The organism is Acinetobacter sp. ANC 5054, from assembly GCF_002135295.1.
GTDB lineage: Bacteria > Pseudomonadota > Gammaproteobacteria > Pseudomonadales > Moraxellaceae > Acinetobacter.
The window spans coordinates 16,215-36,041 of sequence record NZ_NEGG01000006.1 but is presented as its reverse complement, the minus strand read 5'-3'; the positions used below and the strand labels follow the sequence as shown (position 1 = coordinate 36,041).

At 41.2% G+C, this 19,827-nt stretch carries 19 protein-coding genes and 1 riboswitch; of the genes, 8 read left to right on the top strand and 11 right to left on the bottom strand.

The genetic code is table 11. The features are described from left to right. Positions 1-38: 38 nt before the first annotated feature. The 6 genes from B9T33_RS07675 to B9T33_RS07650 all read right to left on the bottom strand — a co-directional run bounded on the left by B9T33_RS07675 (position 39) and on the right by B9T33_RS07650 (position 5,029). Positions 39-530 carry a hypothetical protein gene (locus B9T33_RS07675; protein WP_086178350.1) on the bottom strand — a complete coding sequence of 164 codons (492 nt, stop codon included), beginning with the start codon at positions 528-530 and terminating at the stop codon, positions 39-41. 143 nt (positions 531-673) lie between these two features. After that, the gene (locus tag B9T33_RS07670) at positions 674-1,042 is read right to left on the bottom strand and encodes an MmcQ/YjbR family DNA-binding protein (protein WP_171263609.1); all 369 of its coding nucleotides are present in this window, start codon (positions 1,040-1,042) and stop codon (positions 674-676) included. A 39-nt stretch (positions 1,043-1,081) separates the two neighbouring features. Next, on the bottom strand, positions 1,082-1,687 hold the full coding sequence (locus B9T33_RS07665; RefSeq protein WP_086178348.1) for a L,D-transpeptidase family protein: 606 nt from the start codon (positions 1,685-1,687) through the stop codon (positions 1,082-1,084). A gap of 112 nt (positions 1,688-1,799) precedes the next feature. Further along, complete coding sequence (locus B9T33_RS07660) at positions 1,800-3,245, bottom strand: protein adenylyltransferase SelO (protein ID WP_086178347.1); 1,446 nt, start codon at positions 3,243-3,245, stop codon at positions 1,800-1,802. A gap of 181 nt (positions 3,246-3,426) precedes the next feature. Next, positions 3,427-3,756, bottom strand: coding sequence for a DHCW motif cupin fold protein (locus tag B9T33_RS07655; protein WP_086178346.1), 330 nt, complete (start codon positions 3,754-3,756; stop codon positions 3,427-3,429). A gap of 109 nt (positions 3,757-3,865) precedes the next feature. Further along, entirely contained in the window at positions 3,866-5,029 is a 1,164-nt protein-coding gene (locus B9T33_RS07650; protein WP_086178345.1) for an acyl-CoA desaturase, read from the bottom strand. A gap of 192 nt (positions 5,030-5,221) precedes the next feature. Here B9T33_RS07650 and B9T33_RS07645 point away from each other — a divergent pair, with 192 nt between their 5' ends. Then, positions 5,222-5,743 (top strand): META domain-containing protein, encoded by a 522-nt coding sequence (locus tag B9T33_RS07645; protein WP_086178344.1) that lies wholly within the window; start codon positions 5,222-5,224, stop codon positions 5,741-5,743. Between the two features lie 47 nt (positions 5,744-5,790). Here the strand turns inward: B9T33_RS07645 and B9T33_RS07640 are convergent, their stop codons facing one another. The 3 genes from B9T33_RS07640 to B9T33_RS07630 form a co-directional block, all read right to left on the bottom strand. Then, a complete protein-coding gene (locus B9T33_RS07640) occupies positions 5,791-6,504 on the bottom strand; it encodes a glycerophosphodiester phosphodiesterase (protein ID WP_086178343.1) in 714 nt (237 codons plus the stop codon). Positions 6,505-6,696: 192 nt separating this feature from the next. Beyond that, positions 6,697-7,281 (bottom strand): cob(I)yrinic acid a,c-diamide adenosyltransferase, encoded by a 585-nt coding sequence (locus tag B9T33_RS07635; RefSeq protein ID WP_086178342.1) that lies wholly within the window; start codon positions 7,279-7,281, stop codon positions 6,697-6,699. A 44-nt stretch (positions 7,282-7,325) separates the two neighbouring features. Further along, positions 7,326-9,173: a TonB-dependent receptor plug domain-containing protein gene (locus tag B9T33_RS07630; protein ID WP_086178341.1), complete on the bottom strand. Its 1,848-nt coding sequence runs from the start codon at positions 9,171-9,173 to the stop codon at positions 7,326-7,328. Between the two features lie 245 nt (positions 9,174-9,418). Next, a riboswitch (cobalamin riboswitch) is annotated at positions 9,419-9,584 on the top strand. Positions 9,585-9,710: 126 nt separating this feature from the next. On the opposite strand from B9T33_RS07630, the gene B9T33_RS07625 reads away from it, so the two are divergent. The 6 genes from B9T33_RS07625 (at position 9,711) to B9T33_RS07600 (ending at position 16,191) form a co-directional block, all read left to right on the top strand. Beyond that, entirely contained in the window at positions 9,711-11,531 is a 1,821-nt protein-coding gene (locus B9T33_RS07625; RefSeq protein ID WP_086178478.1) for a TonB-dependent receptor domain-containing protein, read from the top strand. A gap of 159 nt (positions 11,532-11,690) precedes the next feature. After that, positions 11,691-12,332: a phosphoribosylanthranilate isomerase gene (locus B9T33_RS07620; RefSeq protein WP_086178340.1), complete on the top strand. Its 642-nt coding sequence runs from the start codon at positions 11,691-11,693 to the stop codon at positions 12,330-12,332. Then, positions 12,316-13,542: a tryptophan synthase subunit beta gene (trpB, locus tag B9T33_RS07615; RefSeq protein WP_067767692.1), complete on the top strand. Its 1,227-nt coding sequence runs from the start codon at positions 12,316-12,318 to the stop codon at positions 13,540-13,542. The genes B9T33_RS07620 and trpB overlap by 17 nt, the downstream gene beginning before the upstream one ends. A gap of 250 nt (positions 13,543-13,792) precedes the next feature. Further along, complete coding sequence (locus B9T33_RS07610) at positions 13,793-14,518, top strand: CPBP family intramembrane glutamic endopeptidase (protein WP_086178339.1); 726 nt, start codon at positions 13,793-13,795, stop codon at positions 14,516-14,518. Positions 14,519-14,535: 17 nt separating this feature from the next. Further along, positions 14,536-15,063, top strand: coding sequence for a DUF1543 domain-containing protein (locus B9T33_RS07605; protein ID WP_086178338.1), 528 nt, complete (start codon positions 14,536-14,538; stop codon positions 15,061-15,063). Positions 15,064-15,198: 135 nt separating this feature from the next. Beyond that, complete coding sequence (locus B9T33_RS07600) at positions 15,199-16,191, top strand: DUF2804 domain-containing protein (RefSeq protein ID WP_086178337.1); 993 nt, start codon at positions 15,199-15,201, stop codon at positions 16,189-16,191. A 61-nt stretch (positions 16,192-16,252) separates the two neighbouring features. Here B9T33_RS07600 and B9T33_RS07595 read toward each other — a convergent pair whose 3' ends face one another. Further along, on the bottom strand, positions 16,253-17,128 hold the full coding sequence (locus B9T33_RS07595; protein WP_086178336.1) for a metal-dependent hydrolase: 876 nt from the start codon (positions 17,126-17,128) through the stop codon (positions 16,253-16,255). 146 nt (positions 17,129-17,274) lie between these two features. Between B9T33_RS07595 and B9T33_RS07590 the strand changes: the two genes are divergently transcribed. After that, the gene (locus B9T33_RS07590; RefSeq protein WP_086178335.1) at positions 17,275-18,300 is read left to right on the top strand and encodes an AraC family transcriptional regulator ligand-binding domain-containing protein; all 1,026 of its coding nucleotides are present in this window, start codon (positions 17,275-17,277) and stop codon (positions 18,298-18,300) included. A 49-nt stretch (positions 18,301-18,349) separates the two neighbouring features. Here the strand turns inward: B9T33_RS07590 and B9T33_RS07585 are convergent, their stop codons facing one another. Next, positions 18,350-19,684 (bottom strand): Na+/H+ antiporter NhaC family protein, encoded by a 1,335-nt coding sequence (locus B9T33_RS07585; RefSeq protein WP_086178334.1) that lies wholly within the window; start codon positions 19,682-19,684, stop codon positions 18,350-18,352. Between the last annotated feature and the right edge of the window lie 143 nt (positions 19,685-19,827).

Here is a 19,827-nt window from a genome sequence, read left to right as displayed (position 1 = left end):
GTGTATTATGTTAATTTTAGGAAAACTTTAAAATTATATTACTTATTATCCCAATTTATTTGGGGACCAGCAGATGAGTGCGCCAATAAAACCAATTGATGAGCCCCAGGAAATAAAGCAGTTTTCTTAGTTAAAATTATAACTATGCTATTAGCTACAAAGTTTCTAGCTTGTCCTGTCTCCCATATTTTACTTAGTTGGATATCAACATTATTAATATCTGGATTAGTATTAATTTTTTCAGCTTCATCTAATATTGAGAAAACAAAATTTGCTGGATTAAACCCTTTTGTTTTCATTAACTTTTTAAAATCTTGTTCATAAATATGACCTTGCTTAGCCAAGGTATGACATGCTTGATGTAAAATGCTCCATGACATCAACCGTTGCTGCCTTTTGCTAGAATTTGCAGCTATAACAAACCACTCACTCATAGGTCTTAAAGTTTTTTCATCTAAAAGCCTAGAATTCTTCTTATCTGAGTAAATAAAAAGAATAATCCCAACAACTAGCGCTATAAAAATCAACATTATATATACAAAACTTAATTTATTTTTTTATTGTAATTAAAATATTACAAAGATGCATCTTAGTTCGATAGGTTTATTTAACTTATGTTTACCAGAAATCCAGTTCATAACATCAATTTAATCGTAAGGGAAGAGTACTCAATCTAAACACTCCTCAGCAACTCAATCCTCTGCCGCTGTCCTTTATTTAACTTCGACACCACTAATTCATAAGAATTCAGCACCAAATCTTGTAGTAAATCTTGTTCCAATTCTTCATCTGCAAAAACTGAAATCCAATGCTGCTTATTCATATGCCAACCTGCACGAATAAAGGGATAAATATCCCTGAGCATCGTGCCATTGTCAGGCAGCACCTTTAAATTAACAGCTGCTTTGCCTTCCAAATGAAAACTCAGCATAAAGACCTTATCCATCACTTTAAACACATCGCAGCCTTCGCCAAAAGGCTGGCTACAGGTTGTTTCAGGCAAGTCTAAGGCTGTCTTTGCAGCTACAGCGTGTAATGAAATCATCTGGAAGAACCCAAAAAATAAAGACTGTATTTAATATTAAGGATGAATATGAATCGCCGTATCATTATTCACCAATTGCCAAATTTCATCCATATCAATATTGCGCACTGCAATACAGCCCCAAGTCCAATCTTTTTGTGGGAAATAGGTCATCAGTTGTGGTGCAGCTTTCATTTGTAAACTGGTCGCAGAACCATGAATCATAATGTCACCACCTGCAGAAACTCCTAAATTTTTAGCAGTTTGTTTATCGGTCGCATTGGGGTAAGAGATATGCAGTGATTTATAAAATGAACTTTGCGGATTGCGCCAATCAATCGTATATGTGCCTTCGGGCGTTTTTCCGTCACCTTCTTGAACTTTATGTCCAAGCGGTTGAAAACCCAGACGCATCGGGTAACGACGAATGACCTGATCTTGATGTTTCAACTCTAAATAACGCTGCGCTTTATGTACCTGAATATTATCAATTGGTGTTTCTGTGCGAATTTTTTGAATTTGTGCAACAGTTAATTCAGGTGGAAAAGCCAGTGCATTGGCAGGTGTAGGTAGATATTTTTCAAATTTTTGATAGCCCGCATAGCTTGCAACAAGGCAGATCAGGATGGCGAAACTAAAAATGGCGATACGTTTTCTTGTCATTATAATTTAGAGGATGAAGCGCTTTCGTAGCCCATCCATTTTTCAATTATGGATAATGTCTAAATTATCCACAATTTTGACCAGATTAATTGATGATTTTGTGGATAAATGTTTAAGACGAACAACTGACCATCACTTCAGGCACATCATTTGGCAATGGTGCTAAATCTTCTGGCACTTCCAGTTCAGGCTGTTTCAGATAAGGCTGGCTCAGCAATGTAAATAAACGCTCAACTTCAGAAAAATCATTGCGCTCTGCCTGCTCAATGGCCTTTTGCGCCATATGATTTCGCAAAATATACTGTGGATTGGCTTTTGCCATTTCCGCATCTAAAGTCGCAACATCCTGATGCTCACGAATCGCTTCATATTGTGCCAAAAAGCTTTCAAAAGCATGGCGGTCTAAGCAATCATCTTTAATCACTTCATATTGTTTATTTTGCAGTCGCAGGAAGCTTTGTGTGTAATCCAGTTGCTCAGCTTGCAATATGCGTAGGAAAGCCATGGCACAGTCGAAGCTGTCTTTATGAAAACTAGGCAATCCCATTTTTCGCGCCAAGCCCATTTTGTAATGTTCTAAAAATGTCGGCTCAAAATGTTCTAAACATTGGGCGAGTGCTTCTTTCCATTGCTCTTTGTCATAATCGGTAGGACACAGTGGCACTAGATTATTTAGCCATTGCCATAAATTCCAATGACCAATACTCGGCTGCTGCTGATAGGTATAGCGCCCTTGATAATCTGAGTGGTTGTTAATCCAATTGGGACGGAAGCGTTCCATAAAGCCATAAGGCCCAAAGTCGAGGGTCGAGCCAGTAATATTGAGGTTATCCGTATTCATCACGCCATGCGCAAAACCCACCAGTTGCCAATGTGAAATCATCACCGCAGTACGCTGAATCACTTGAGTGGCAAATGCTAAAATCGGCTGCTCAGCATCGAGGCATTCTGGATAATGCCATTCGATGCATTTTTGCGTGAATTCAGCTAGTAAATCACCTTGGTATTGATTGATCCATTCGAAATGCCCAAAACGAATATGACAGTCAGAAGTACGCAGCATCATTGCACCCAGTTCTAATTTTTCACGCTGCACGCCTTGCTCAGAGCTGGTAAAACCCACCGCATTGCTAGAGGGAATGCCTAAACTATTCAGCGCATGACCTGCGAGATATTCACGGATGGTCGAGCGCAGTACTGCACGGCCATCGCCCATACGTGAGTAGGGGGTAGAACCAGCACCTTTAAGATGCAGGTCAATGGTTTGCTGATGTCGATCTATAATTTGCGCAATCAATAGACCACGGCCATCACCCAATTGTCCCGCCCATTGCCCAAACTGGTGACCTGCATAAACCATCGCTAAAGGTTCAAATTCGGAAAAGGTTTTTTGACCGCTACAAATCTCCACCCATGCGGCTTGATCTTCTTCAGACCATTGCAGCTCATCAGCCAAGGCCTGATTAAAATGTCCAGCTTTCGCTCCTTTGAGCGGTACTGGCATTTGATGGTGATAGAGCTTGGCTGGAAGGGATGGGTAGCGTGGATTGAATTGCATAAGATGAAGGCAAAAACTGAGTATGCTGAAACTATAGCAAAGTTGCAGAAGGTGATGTACGCCAAATCTGCAGTAAATCGTTAATGGTTTAGTTGTTGCTGTTGAAGTCGATCGTCAGTGATCCCTGAGAATATCTGCAGGGATTAAACTTGAAAACTTGCTAGCAATGAATCTGTGATGATTAGTCCACAATAAATAAGCGTGCGCCAATGTCAGAATAGGAGCGATGCGGATCTACCATATCTGCCACTTGATAGCTCATACCTGCTTTTAGCGTGAATACCCGTCCATCTTGTAGCTCTGTATGAAGCTCGCCTTCTAAACAAAACAGAATATGACCTTTGGAACACCAATGGTCAGCGATATAGCCCGGTGAATATTCCACCATTCTGACACGGATTGCGTCAAAAGTTTGTGTACGCCATAGGGCATAGCCTTGTTCACCTTCAAAGCGCTCCGTTTCAATTTCATCCCAGTTGGTTAGTCCAAAAGGGATATTTTTCATTTCCATAATGCTACGCTGTCTTATCTCTTGATCTTCATATGTATCCTGAATTACAAATAAAAAAAAGCCCCCATAGGGAGCTTTTTTTCTTAAAACCAAAATCTTAAAAATTGGATTAGTTCGCCGCTTTCTTTTTCAAATTGCTGAGCGCTAGATTGAGTGCCTGACGGTGCTCCGCTAAACGTTTTTCAACTTGCTGGAATTCGCCTTTCAGCTTGTCATCCATTTGATGAATTTTTTCAGCGACAGCAGTTTTCTTGGCTTGAATTTCTTGTTCTTTCAATTTTGCCCAATCATTCAAAGTTTGTGAAAACGCATCGTATTCTTGAGAAATACGCTGTTTAGCAGTTGCGATATCATCAGTCATGTTGAGACCATAAATCGCAAGATCTTGCTCAGCATATTTGAACTTCATTGCCAATTCGGCTTTCTTAATATTAAAGCTTGGAATACGGCGCAAGTTTTTTGCTAAACCAAGTTTAGAGCAAGACCAAATCAACCATTTTGTTGGATCATACTGCCACCATTTCACACCGTTACGATAGTCGTATTGGAAGATGTGATGGTAGTTATGATAACCCTCACCCCAAGTTGCAATCGCTAATACGAAGTTGTCACGCGCAGTGTTTTCGTCAGTGTACGGACGTTTGCCCCACATGTGGCACAATGAGTTAATAAAGAAAGTTACGTGATGGCTCAAAATTAAACGAACCAAACCACCCAATAACAATACACCCCAAACATCACCTACAGCCCAACCGATGGGTAGCAAAATAGCTGCATGGACTGCAATGACTAGTGGAACATAGTATTTGTCTTGGAACAAAACGACTTTATCTTTCAATAAGTCTGGTGCATTTTTATAGTTAGGTGCTGCTGCTGGATAATCACGAAGCATCCAACCAATGTGTGCATACCAAAAACCACGATTAATTGAATACGGATCTTGCTCTACATCATCAACATGACGGTGATGTGTACGGTGACCAGAAGCCCAGAACAAAATACTATTCTGAACAGCAAAAGTACCCATCAACATTAAAATAATTTTTAATGGTAAAGTTGCTTCATAAGCACGATGTGCCCATAAGCGGTGATAGCCTGCCGTGATCCCAAGACTGCTGACACCCAGTAATACAAACATACTGATCCATGCAGCGGCACTAAAATCATGATTAATGGCATATAACGGAATTGCGATAACTGCAACAATAGGTAGAAACACCAAGGCAAAAATCGCAACCCAGTTCATTGGGGCTTTGGGTAGGGGAGCATTCATCTCCAACAGCACTCCTGAAACCTTTGGGAGGTATTAGTAGGATTGAATCCCATTTATTTTTTATGGGATTGTAAACGTACAGCATAGTAGCACGGGAAAACCCGAATTAACCACTGTTATTGTACAGTTGTATTGTACCAAACAGTAACATAATACGACTGAAGTTATATGACTTTTTGTAGGGTGAACAAGATGCTTAAAAATCACAAAAATTGTCAAAATAATAAGCAAAATATAGTCAAAAAATATGCATTTAGCAGTTTGTTGCTGGGTGTAACTATCCTTGTAGGATGTCAAAGTTCACCAAACAGCACAGTGACTACAAAGTCATCTATAGCCACGACAGAGCGTCCACTTGTGGTGAAGCGAGTGTCAGATGGGGTACAGGATATTCAATGGGACATTGTTCAAATTGAAGGAAAAAAAGCTCAGTTTTTTCACAGTACACCTTACCTAATGTTGAACTCACAATTTCAACAAATCCAAGGCAATACAGGTTGCAATAGCATAGGTGGAAATTATGTTATTGATACCGTAAAACATCGGCTAGATTTAAATGCAAGATCAGGCTATTTCAGTTGCGATTCGGCCTTAGCTCAGGAAGCTGAATTGTCAGATGCCTTACAAGCGATCACCCAATTTCAAATCAATGGAAAGACCATGAGTTTGCTGAATAGTCGTGGTCAAATGTTAATTCAACTACAAAGAAAATAAGTTCATTCATCCCAGAGCTGAAAAAGTAAAAAGATTCAGATGCAGTATTACAAATGCTGCATCATCAATTTTGGAAAGTCAGTTATGAGGCCGTTAATGCCAAGGTCACGCAGTTGCTTGGCACGATCAATATCATTGACCGTCCATACGCTAATGCCTAATTTTGCTTGTTGAGTCACTTGAATCATTTCATGGCTGGCTAACTGGTTCATCCAGCCGATTTGCACACAGCCTAATTCAAGTGCTTGCTCAATTGCTTTAAATTTCATGTCGGTTTCAACCAACAGTCCGCGTTTAAAGTCAGATTTTTTCTGCTGCAAAGCCAAATGTATTTTGGGGTCAAAACTGGTAATGACGGCCGTTTTTTCAAAACCTTTAAGCTGTTGTTCTAAGCTTTCAGTCAGTTTTTCCGCATCGTCTTGGGTTTTAACCGTTTTAACTTCAACTTCAATATGATCAAAGTTGTGAATAATTTTTAAGGTCTGTTCAAGCAGTGGGGTGGGTTCAACCTTATTCCATTCTGACCAAGTGACAGCGTGGTTATAAGGTTCGAGTTCTTCAGAACTACATTCATACAGATGCTTATCTTGACCCGCGGTACGGATGAATTGGTCATCATGCATCACCACGAGGGCACGGTCTTTGAGTTGTCGAACGTCAAATTCAACCGCACGAATACCTAAATCTTGAATATATTGAAAACCACCTAGTGTGTTTTCGGGTGCTTCGCCACGAGCGCCACGATGTCCGATTATGCGCATACAAGGCCTGTAACTGTAGAAGATAAAAACATGATGTCCTGTAATAATGACAGGGGGATGACACTTATATTTTGAGCCGATCATTCTGAAATACAAGAATGATCGGACGAAATGTTTCGATTTATTTCAATGTAAAATCGACTTTTTATTGGTCAAAACTGTCGCCGTGAATAGCGGCTTGCTATTGAGTTGTTATTGATCAATCGTGTCATTAATATTCTTTTGCCAAAGCACTTCAGAGCCACCTTCCGCACGTTGTAAGGTGCGTGAAGCGACAAACAACCAGTCCGAAAGTCTGTTTAAAAGTTGTAGTGACGGTGCTTGAATATTTTGATCACGGCTATGGACAGACATCAAACTACGTTCGGCACGTCGGCAAACAGCACGTGCTTGATGAGCGAAACTGCAGGCCAACGTACCTGCTGGCAAAATGAAGTCTTTGAGCATTGGTAATGTTTCGTTCATACGATCAATGTCATTTTCCAGAAACTCAATCGACACAGGTTGAACTAAGTTAAAATTTGGAATGCAGACTTCACCGCCTAAATCGAAGAGCCAATGTTGAATCAGGCTGAGCGATTTATCCCAAACGGCTTTGTCTTCAATGGCGCTGACAGCTATTTGTGAACGTAATATGCCGATACTTGAATTCAGCTCATCGACATCGCCTAAAGCGCCAATACGTAAATCATCTTTGGCAACGCGTGAACCATCACCTAAACCTGTGGTGCCTGAGTCGCCAGTGCGAGTGTAAATTTTGCTGAGTCTGTGGCCCATATTTAAACTTCCATTTTATCAATGATTGAATTGCTGATTTGAACTTAATATTTAACAGTTATACCGACCGATGCTAAACGTCCACCATTCATATAATACAAACCGGAACCATAAGATGAAGTTTTATATTCAACATCCCCAATATTTTGCAGATTGCTAAAGAGTTTTAAATTGGGATGGATATTCCAAAATGCACTCATATCGATGGTGGTATAACCTGGATTTCTCGCTTGGTAATCAGGTGTATCGGACTTGGCATTGACGGTGGCATTCATGCCATAAATACCATTGCTCCAACCTGTGGTGAAAGTTAAATTTTGTCGTGGTCTACGTTGTAGATCTTGTTTTTTCTCATCATCTTGAGCTTTGACATAATGATAGCTAAGTTTGCTCGACCAAGGTCCATTTTCCCATTGTAGAAAGGTTTCGACACCTTGATACAGTGCTGCATTTAAATTTTCTAAGGTGTAACTCGGACCATTTACAATCAAATGATCGACCTTAGTTCGGTAAAGGGACAGTCCTGTGCTTAGGCCATGATTCAGCTTTTGATCGACCCCAATTTCATAGGAAATACTTTCTTCTGGTTTTAAGTTGGGGCTACCTGACCAACTGTTATAACGCTCATCTAAAGTCGGTGATTTAAATGCCGTACCAATATTGGCATATACGCTGGTTAATGGTGTTGCTTGTAGGCGAATGGCGGCTTGACCAATCGTATGGCTGCCGTATTTGGCATCGTCTTCAAGACGAATCCCTAGTTGGGTATTTAAACCATCCCGATGATATTGGTACTGTACATAATAGCCCGTGCTACGGTTATCATCTTCATATGCAGTGCCATAAGAAACAATGTCACCACTGATTTTTCGATGCGTTATACCAGTTAATAAGTTTTGCCGTGGTGTAAGTTGAAACTTGGAATAAACTTCAGTTTCTTGGGTTTTATTGTGAGTAAAGTCAACGTTATTGATTTGATTCAGTTCATCTTTGAATTGAGATAAACGTGCGTGCAGTTCCCAAGCGGGCAGAAGTTGGATTTCACCGCGCAAGTTTAGCATTTCATTGCTAAAGTCTTGTGCTGCATTGCTGTAGTTCAGGCAATTATAGTCTTTGTCTTCATTACTACAGCTGACATAAAAATTACGTCCTTTGTTATAACTATAATCGAGTGAATAAGTGTGCCGATCTTGCTTCGAACCTACTTTTGCACTCCAGCCTTTTTGATCATAGCTAGCAGGTTTGAGCTCATCTAAATCGAATACTTTGGTGGCGTCAGATTCAAGGCGTTGTCCACGGATTTGAGCGTAATAGCCATTTTCAAATAAATCTGCGCCTAAAATACTTTTATAAGTTTGGTGTTCACCGAGTTCTGCTGATGCAAAAGCACTATTTCGAGTGGGCGTTTTGGAAATAATTTGTACCACGCCACCAATCGCATCAGAACCATACAATACAGAAGCAGAGCCTTTCAAAACTTCAATTTGTTGAATGTCTGTGGTGTCCAAAAACTGCAGGGGTGCCATACCCGAAGTTGCTGAATTTAAGCGTACGCCATCACGAAGAACCAAGGTGTGATCCGATTCTGTGCCTCGTAAAAAAATCGAAGCCACTTGTCCTAAGCCACCATTTTGTACCATGTTGATTGAGGCATCATTACGTAATAAATCACTCATTTGTAAAATAGGTGATTGAGCAATGGTCGCTGGTTCAATAATGGAAATCCGTGCAGGAACATTTTCTATTTTTTCAGCCGAACGTGTGGCGGTTACCACAATGGTTTCCATTTGAGGTTGTGAAATGGCTTCGGTCGCAGCATAAGCATGGTTTGAAATAATCAAAAATGCAGAAATGCCCGCTGCAAGCGCAGTAGATTGAAAAGAAATCGGCATACATGCTCCTGCATTCACCCCACGTGAATGATTGAGTGGCAGAACACAGTGGTCGGTATCGGACTGACAAGTATTGCTTGTACACCGTTGCGGGGGCAGTGTGATTTAAAACTTCCCAGACCCATTGTTGTGATGGCTTAAGTATAGTGAAGTATGGAAATTGCGACAATCCAAACCCGTAGTAGATTGATTTAGCCCGGTCATTGTTTGGTGATATTCAACTTGACTTACTGTGGTACAGAATTTAATCTGCCCACGCTTCAGGTGCTTCCATTTTGAGAAGTGAAACTGGGAAGTTAGTCAAAGCGCTGTAAAAGTGATTTGAATCTGACACTGCCCCCGCAACGGTGAATAGGCTTTATTTAGATAAATCCTTAAGTCCGGAGACCGGCCTGATGCAGACCTATACCTAATGCGGCGGGCATTATATCGGGATTGCACCATTGCGCCTAAATTTGGTTAAGCATTGTTGCCCCTAAATCCGCCTGCGTTATCCATTTTATTATGCGCACGGGCGGTGCGATTGGGGAATACAGCATGCATTCTTTTTCTAAGACTCTTATCGGGTCGATCTTTGTTTTAACTCCACTTTCTGCTGCGATGGCAGAAGACCAAGTTCAACAGCTTCCAGTCATTACCAATACAGTGGCTAGCATTATTGAGCAAGACTCACAAAAAACCTTAGCTGCAGTGACTGTAATTGACCGTGAAGAAATTGAACGTAAGCAATTTAATTCATTACAAGAGTTGTTGCGTACTGTACCGGGTGTGACATATACCAACTCTGGCGGTTTAGGGCAGCCAACCAGTCTTTCAATTCGCGGTACAGGTTCTACAGCGGTTTTGGTATTGGTTGATGGTCAAAAACTTGGTTCAGCAACTTCAGGGCAAACTTCTTTTGAACATTTGCCGATTGATCAAATTGAACGTGTTGAAGTGGTGAAAGGTCCGCGCTCAAGCTTATATGGTTCAGAAGCTGTGGGCGGTGTGATTCAAATCTTTACCCGAAAAGGTACGCAAAATGGTGTAAAACCATTTGCTTCTCTTAAGTATGGTTCACATGAAACTTACGATGCGAATGTCGGTGTGAATATTCGTCAGGATAATTCATGGGCGACCGTCAGCTTGGCCGGCTTAAAAACACAAGGAATGGATGTAACAACCTTGCCGACTGAAACAGATAAGGACGGCTATGAAAACTATTCTGCGTCAATCAAAGCGGGTCATCAGTTTAATGATCAATTTGCAGCTGACTTCAATGTCCTCTATGTAAATGGTGAAACCAATTACGACAGCCCATACAATGTAAATCCTTATAATAAGGTTGAACAAAATGTGTATGGCGTAGGTTTTACCTATTCTCCAGTAGATCTTTGGAAAACACAGTTGAAATTCGGCCGCTCCGAAGATAAATACGAAACCTTTAGTGCAGATAAATCGACAGGTGTATTTGATACCACGAAAGATAGCATCAGCTGGTTAAACACATTATCTTTCAATGCCAATAACACATTGCTTGTCGGTGTGGACTATTTAAATGATCAAGTAGACAGCACTACCAATTATGACGAAAAAGAGCGGGATAATGTGGGCTATTATGCACAGTATCTTGGCGATTTTGGTCGACTCAATTTGCAAGCTGCCATTCGCTTAGATGACAACGAACAGTTTGGCGATCATACGACGGGTAATGCGGCAGTTGGCTATTCATTCAATGACAACTACAGTACTTATGTTTCATATGGTACTGCTTTCCGTTCACCGACATTTAATGACCTGTATTATCCGGGTTGGTCAAATCCAAACCTTGTCCCAGAAGAATCTGAAAACATTGAAATTGGCTTTAAAGGTTCACAATGGTTAAATTGGTCCGTTTCTGCATTCCATAATGAAATTGATAATATGATTTCTGGTGGCACCAATATTGCGAAAGCCAAAATTAAGGGTGTGGAAGCAGAGTTGGGTCAGTCACTGGACAACTTCACGTGGAACTTAAACTATACCTATCAAGAGCCTGAATATAATTCGGGGGCAACAAAGGGCAATCAAATTGCAGGTCGTGCAGGTCAAATATTAAATTTATCTGCGGATTATAATATGGATAAATGGACACTTGGCGGTTCAGTACATGCAGAAGACCAACGCTATAAAGATGCAGCGAATACTTCAGCGTTTGGTAGTTTTGCGACAGCAGATGTACGTTTAACTTATCAAGCGACACCTGAGTTTTCAGTTCAAGCGAAATTAGCCAATATGTTTGATAAAGAATATTACACCGTGTATGACTCATTTGATGATTATTACTACCGTCAAGACGGCCGTACCGCTTGGGTAACATTGCGTTATGCAATGAAATAATCGATGAAAATGTGAAAAAAGCCCTGATCATTCAGGGCTTTTTATTTTTGCTGCGGAAACATGCTGAAAATCCACGCAATACATGAAAATTGCATTACAATGATTCGCCCATTATTTATAGACTGGCTATGAATAGGGCGGAGTTAGAGCCACAATAATATGCGAACCCGTGCCAAAATTTGCGGTATCACACGTATTCAAGATATACAGTCTGTAGTACAAGCTGGCGCAGATGCCATAGGATTTGTCTTCTTTGCGCCTAGTCCGCGCAGTGTAACGGCAGTGCAGGCCGCTGAATTGGTTCAGCATGTTCCTGCATATGTGCAAACTGTGGGTTTATTTGTGAATGCATCGCAGGATGAAATTGCTGACATTTTAAAACAAGCGCCTGTCGATATTTTGCAGTTTCATGGTGATGAAACGCCTGAACTATGCAAACAGATCTCGCAGCAGGTTGGCCGCCGCTGGTATAAAGCCATTCAGATGAAACCTGATATGGATGTGATTGCTGAAATACAGCAGTATCAGCAAGCAGGGGCTAGCGCAGTGCTTTTGGATGCATGGCATCCTGAACTCAAAGGTGGGACAGGGCACAGTTTTGACTGGACTCAATTCCCCAAACTCGATATTCCATTAATCTTGGCAGGCGGTTTAAAGCCTGACAATATTGAAGACGCTATAAAGACGACCAATGCTTATGCAGTTGATGTCAGCGGAGGCGTAGAGTCCGCTAAAGGTATCAAAGACAAGAAACTCATTGAACAGTTTATGCAAGGAGTCCAACGTGGATCAGCAAAATAAGATTGACTATACCCAATTCCCAGATGAACGCGGGCATTTCGGTATCCATGGCGGACGTTTTGTGTCAGAAACTCTAATGGCAGCATTAGAAGACTTAGAAAAACTTTATTTTCGTATGAAGGATGATCCTAAGTTTCTGGCAGAATTCGACCGTGATCTCGCCTATTATGTAGGTCGTCCTAGTCCTCTTTATTATGCTGAACGATGGTCAAAAGAACTTGGCGGTGCGCAAATTTACTTAAAACGTGAAGACCTGAACCATACAGGCTCGCATAAAGTAAATAACACGATTGGTCAGGCGCTTTTAGCGAAACTGTCAGGCAAAAAACGTATTATTGCAGAAACAGGCGCAGGTCAGCACGGTGTAGCAACAGCAACGATTGCAGCGCGTTTAGGTCTTGAGTGTGTGGTGTTTATGGGCGCTGAAGACGTTAAACGTCAGGCCATGAACGTGTACCGTATGCGTTTGCTAGGTGCGACTGTTGTACCTGTCGAAAGCGGTTCAAAAACATTGAAAGATGCCATGAACGAAGCGATGCGTGACTGGGTAACAAACGTTGATTCGACCTATTACGTGATTGGTACTGTGGCTGGCCCGCATCCATACCCGCAATTGGTTCGTGATTTTCAATCGATCATTGGCCGTGAAGCGCGCAAGCAAATTCAAGAACAGGCAGGCCGTCTGCCAGATGCCTTGGTGGCATGTGTGGGCGGCGGTTCAAATGCGATGGGCTTATTCTATCCATTCTTGAACGATGAAGATGTGAAAATGTACGGTGTTGAAGCGGCAGGCTACGGCATTGAAACAGGCAAACACTCTGCACCATTGAATGCAGGACATGTTGGTGTGCTTCATGGCAACCGTACCTATTTAATGTCTGATGAACAAGGTCAGATTATTGAAACGCACTCAATTTCTGCAGGTCTGGATTATCCAGGTGTTGGTCCTGAACATAGTTTCTTAAAAGATATGCACCGCGTAAACTATGTGCCAATCAATGACAATGAAGCATTGCAAGGCTTCCGTGATTTAACCCAAATTGAAGGTATTATCCCTGCGCTAGAAAGCTCACATGCAATGGCGTATGTGACAAAACTTGCACCAACTATGGATAAAGACCAAATCATCATTGCGACTGTTTCTGGCCGTGGTGATAAAGACTTAATGACCGTTGCCCGCATTGATGGCGTGGAAATGGTTGAGATGTAAAATCTCCCCCAGCCCCTCTTTGATAAAGAGGGGAGATAAGCCCTCCTTTGTTAAAGGTGAGGATTTCAGAATGTATTCTGAATCCGCAAAGGGGAGGATTTAAAAAATCGCGCAGAAATTTTTCCGCGCGATTTTTTTATTGCTTTTGAATTTGGTTTTTGAAAGAGCCTACAAAAACTCAGCAGAATAAAAGTGTTAAATACATCACAATATTGGTGAAATTTAACGGCTTAAGAAAAACTTTATAACAATGAATTTTACGCAATTGGTTCGTGCTGAATCCTTTCCTCAACACATTTCTTGGCAATGGCGCGATACTTTTACGCTGTGTATTGTCCCGCTCATCTTTATGAATAGCTGGCTGATGGATAAATTCTTTGGCCTCTCTGTCAATGCGGGTATTGGCGATTCGGTATTTCGCGGCATTTTATTTTTTACGGTATGTTGGCTGTATAAAACCATGCTGTTCGAGCATTGGCAAAAATATAAACAGGCCTTTTGGCGTTCGACACTTTTAGTGATCGCTGGTGCAGTACTGCTGCAAGTGGTCATTTCTCTGACGCGCAGTGCCTTACCTCTTGGGCAGGCGGCTGAACAAAAAGAATCTATGGATCCTAACAGCATTGCTTTTATCAGTCTGCTGATCATGAGCCTAGGTCCATTGTTTACTGCGCTGCTGGAAGATATTATTTTCCGCTATACCTTGCTGCAAAAGCTGTTTGTTTCTCCTTGGATTTGGCGTGTGCTATTGGTGCTGTTGAACTCGATCTTATTTGGCTTGATTCATTTTCATAATTTTGATGGGAACCTTGTCGCGACTATCAGTTTTATGGTTGCGGGCCTATTTTTAAATGTGATTTATTTATGGACGCGTAATATCTGGCATGTGCTGCTCATCCATTTCTTCAATAATGCGCTATTATCTTTGGGTGGTTTAATTTTATTGAAAATATTACAGACAGCTGGCGCTGTTTGATATTGCGGGGAAAGATTGTGTCGAGTTTATTTGTAGTGATGTTGGGCGGCCGTCATGCGCGAGCAAATGTTGAAGTGCATGATGTCATTCTTACAGTAGGCGATACATTAACTGAGGTCTATCCACAGCTCAGAAATGCGTGGTTTGGTGAGCAAAAAGGCCTGCATATCGATGCATGGGCACAAATTCAAACAGTCGGCACCGAAGGTCAACATTATCAAATTCAATTTACCGATGCAGCACCCAATGCCAGCGATGAAAAACTGTGGCTGATTAATTTAGGCGGCTATGATCCACGTGATTTTGGTGAGCTACATCGTTATATTTTGGTCACTGGGCAAAATGCCATGGTGGCAAAACAACGTGGCAAAGCTTATTTTGCAAGCCAATGGCAAAAGCAACATACTGATCGTGTACTCGATGTGGATGATTGTATTGCAATTGATCATGTGCACGGGCGCTATGTTCAACTTGTTGCAACAGAAACCGTTGTACAAAATCGTTGGGAAAATGATTATTTATTAATAAATGAACAGCTAAGATAATTAAGAGCTGAAAAGTTAAACATTATATTTTTTTGTGATTTTTGCCTGAAATCGGATGGATTCACTTTTCAGGTTCAAAATAATAGGCATAATAAACATCAGGATTTAAAATTAAACCTAAAGGGAATGGCGTATATGGATTTAATACGGCCGAATGGACAGCCGCATTATGGGCGTTTTAGTGAACTTCCCAATCGCATAGATTTAAGTCAATATGAATATAAAACACCTTATGGAAAGTCGCTGAATGGCTGGCGTAAGCGTTTAAAATATAAAAAATTTAAATTTTGTTGTATTCAACATGAACACTATACTATTGGTCTGGCAATTGCAGATATTGCATGGGCGGGGCATGGTTTCGTCTATGTGTACGATCATTTAACCAATGATGTGTTGGAATGGAACTCCATTAATTTTCTGTCAAGAAATACTGTTTTGGATGAACAGCCTTTATTTAATCAAAGCCATTTTATGAAGTCGGGTGTGCAATTGGATATTCAACATGCCAATGGTGTGCGTTATATCCAAATGTCGAAACATGGCGAATTAAAACTCAGTGCTCGAGTGTTCTGTGCAGGTACTGATCCGCTCAGTATGTGTAGTCCAAATGGTATCAATGGTTGGACCTATACGCAGAAATTGACAACTTTGGGCTGTGAAGGTTTTTTCATTAATAAACAGGGAAAAACTATTCAATTTCATGATCGAACTTTTGTTTCATTGGATGATACATGTGGTTTCTTACGTCCAGAAACGGCATGGTTTTGGTTGTCGTGTAATTTTTGGGACAGTGAAAATCGTCGTATCGGGATTAACCTCGCTTCGGGTGTGAATGAAAGCTTCGGTAATGAAAATTGTTTATGGATCAATGGTCATATGTATCCGCTTGCGGATGTGTTGTTTCAACAAGCAGGTGATAACCAGTGGACGATTAGCTCTTTAGATAACACCTTAAATTTGACGGTCAGTACAGGTTGGCGTCGTTATGAAAATCTCAATCTTCGCTTAGTCGGCAGTCAATTTAGCCAGTGGCAGGCGAAAATTAGCGGAACGATTCAACGTGATGGTGATGAAATCATCTTCTTAAATGAATATGGTTTGCTAGAACAACACTATGCCAAATGGTAAGTCATCGACCTTGTACTAAAAAAGCCGTATTCAATACGGCTTTTTTTATGCTGATGTTGATTTATTTTGCGGCTTGCCAGAACGCTTCACCTGCGGCAATCGGATCACCCGTTTCTTCAAGCGTTTTGACCCAAACATCATATTGGGCAATCACAGGATGCTGACTCGGATGGAAGTTTGGATCAAACCAATCTGAATATTGTTGACGCATACGAGACAACATCCCTTTACGACCAAAAAACCACGGTAAACCTTTGACAAGCATTTGAAGGCGTTCAACTCGATTAAAACCATCATATTTCAACATGACATCGGCACGGTAAGTGGTAAAACCAAACATCAGAACTGTCGTAAATGCTAAGGCAAATTTTCGAGTTGCTTCAGGTACTTTCCCCACCTGTTTCATTACATCAAAGGCCACATCACGATGTTCCATTTCTTCAATAGCATGCCATGCAAATAAAGCACGGACATGGGGATGGGCGTCTTGTAGGGTTCGCTTTTGACTAAAAAATGTTTCTGCCATTAATGCTGTTAAGTGTTCGGCAGCAGCAGTCATGGCAATGTTGTATTGCGGAGAGCGTTTGGTTAGTTCAAATTTAAAAATTTTATTTAATCGCTGAATAAAAGCATCGACGGGCATCCCTTGATCGCGCATGACCTGATTCATTTTGTCATGTGCCATGCCATGCTGGGCTTCTTGCTTAATAAAGCCTGCAACTCGCTGTTGTAGGTCTGGGTCTTGAATTTGATCACGAAACAGACGTACACATTGAATAAAATAACGTTCACCATCAGGGAAGGTCAGGCTCAATGCATCAAACATACGAGTGCGAAATGGGTCGCCCCCAAACCAATAACGTGGAGCTTCATTTAGCCTAAAATTGAGTTTAGTGCGAACGACAGGTTCGACTTGATATTGGACGATTGCATTCATGATATTTTTTCTTTGCTAGTCGTATTAAATGCAGTATGTCGGAGAATATACGGTTTGTTTTGACACTAGTTGCCATTTTTCATACATTTTACGCCATGATGAAAATGGTTAATGTCATAAAATAACAATGAGCCGAGAGGTGAAACATGCCAGACATACATATCCCAAATGGATATTTTCAGTTGTGGAATATGGTCTTACGCGAGCGTGAGTTGGACTTTATGCAATTGGACTTTTTGGAGCCATATCAAGCTCAACTCCAGCATGTTTTAAGCTTGCCCATAGACTCACAGTCTGCCTATTCATTTTTTAAAACCATTATGCAGTTGACGCAAAACGCTTTGGACTGCCCACAACTGGTCTTTGAAATGGCGAAGTATATTCGTGCTGAACATTTCGGGGTGTTGGGATATATGGCAACACGGAGCGATAGCGTGGCCGAAGCTCTACATAATGTCGTACGTTTTAGTCGCTTGGTGATTGATGGCGAGCAAATCGTACCGATGGATATCTCACATCAAGATAAGCAGATCATTCTCTCTTGGCCACTGCATGATGATGGATATTTGTTTCTGAATGAATTAACCACGGCGTGTATGGCCCATTTGGCTAAACAAATTTTTCCAGCATCACTGAAATTACTCAGTATTCACTTTGCACATAGTGTGCAAATGGCACGCTTCCATTATGAAAAGTTTTTTGGCTGTCCAGTTACATTTTCAGAGCCACATTATTCCTTTGTGATTCATGCAGATAGTTTAGATTTAAAATCTGAGTTGGCAGATCCCTCATTAATGCAATTGCTTTTACGCCAAGCTGAGGAGGCAATTGCAGCTCGACCACAGCATTTTCAACCCTTACAGCAAATGCAGCAATATATTGCTGACTATCTCAAGACCCACCAACAGGCACCGAAAATTCAATACTTAGCAGATGAGTTACATCTTTCTGTACGTACTTTACAAAGGCAATTGCAACAGCAGGAGACCTCATTTAAAACCTTGCTTGAAACTGAGCGGATGAAGCGTTGTGAACATTTTTTATTGCAGCAGATGAACTTGACTGATATTGCAATGGCACTCGGCTATTCAGATCAATCCGCTTTAGCGCGTGCATATAAAGCCTATAGTGGGCAAACTTTGTTGGAGCGTAAGAAGGCGTTAAAGCCCTAAATTTTCCAAATAAAAAGCGGTCAATAGACCGCTTTAGAATTTGTAGAAATTATGCTGTAGTTTTGAATTTTGGAAATCTGAATAAGATCGCCAAAATGGCAAAGATCGCCAGTACCCAACAATAATAAATGCTGCCAATCAGCTCGATCGGAGAAAGTTTGGCAATCGAACATGCCAACAATAACTGCGCGCCATAAGGAATTAAACCCTGAACCACACAAGAAAAAATATCTAAAAAGGCCGCAGCACGTTTAGGGTCGACACCATATTCTTTTGCGACTTCGCGAGCCATATCACCAGATAAAATAATTGCTACGGTGTTATTGGCCACAAAAAGGTTAGCGAAAATCACCAAGCAGCTAATCCCCAATTCGCCAGCGCGTTGTGCACCAATTTTAAATAAACGGGTAAAACTGTAGATGCGTTGAATTAACCATTCCAAACCACCTTCTTTTTGCATAATGGCTGAGATGCCACCTAAGAACATGGACAGCAGGGCAACTTCAAACATGCTAGTAAAGCCGTCATAAATTGCATTGTTGAGTCCAAGAAGATTAAAGTCTGGTTGTTCAACCAAACCAATCACTCCTGACAACAGCACGCCAATGGTTAAAACCGCAAGGACATGCAATCGGGAGAAAGCCAAAATAAACACTGCCAAATAAGGCAAAATCAACCAAAGATCATAGGCTTTATGTTCAATTGCTTGCGAACCGCTCGCGATGAATAAGTAGATCAGAATGCTGATGATAGACGCAGGTACCGCAATCCAAACATTGACTTTAAATTTGTCACGAAGCTGCACTTTTTGGCTGCTGGTTGCGGCAATCGTGGTGTCTGAAATCATCGACAAATTATCACCAAACATGGCGCCACCGACTACCGCACCAATGGTGTAGATCGCATCAAGCTCGGTCACTTGGGTAAATCCAAAGGCAATTGGTGCACACGCAGCAATGGTTCCCATTGAGGTTCCCATCGCGGTCGCAATGAATGCAGCAATGATAAAGAGCATGGGTAGCACAAATTCGGGCGGAATGATGGATAAACCGAGTTGTACTGTGGCATCGACACTACCAATGGTGCTGCTGACGCTGGCAAAGGCACCTGCCAACATAAAGATCATGAACATCAAGATCAAATTTGGGTGGCTCGCGCCCTTCATAAAGGTATCAATGGCATCATTTATCTTGCCGCGATAGAGCAATATTGCCAATACAATTGCAGGTAATGCAGCGACCGGCGCTTTAACTTGATAGAAGGCGAACTCAGTTCCAATTGCGGTATGGTACAAGCCACTGCCCAAAAAAATGGCCAGAAAAACAATAAGGGGGAGCAGCGCAAATGCCCGAGCAGGCACTTTCACTTGTGAATCGGAGGACATAGGAGATAAAAAAATAAAAGTATGCGGCTAGTATAATGCAGGTTATGCAATTTACGAAAATTTTAAATGTAAAAGCTAAGCCTGTTATTTATAACATTTTTTTGATGATAAAATTAAGTTAATCTAAAACCTTATGATTTTAT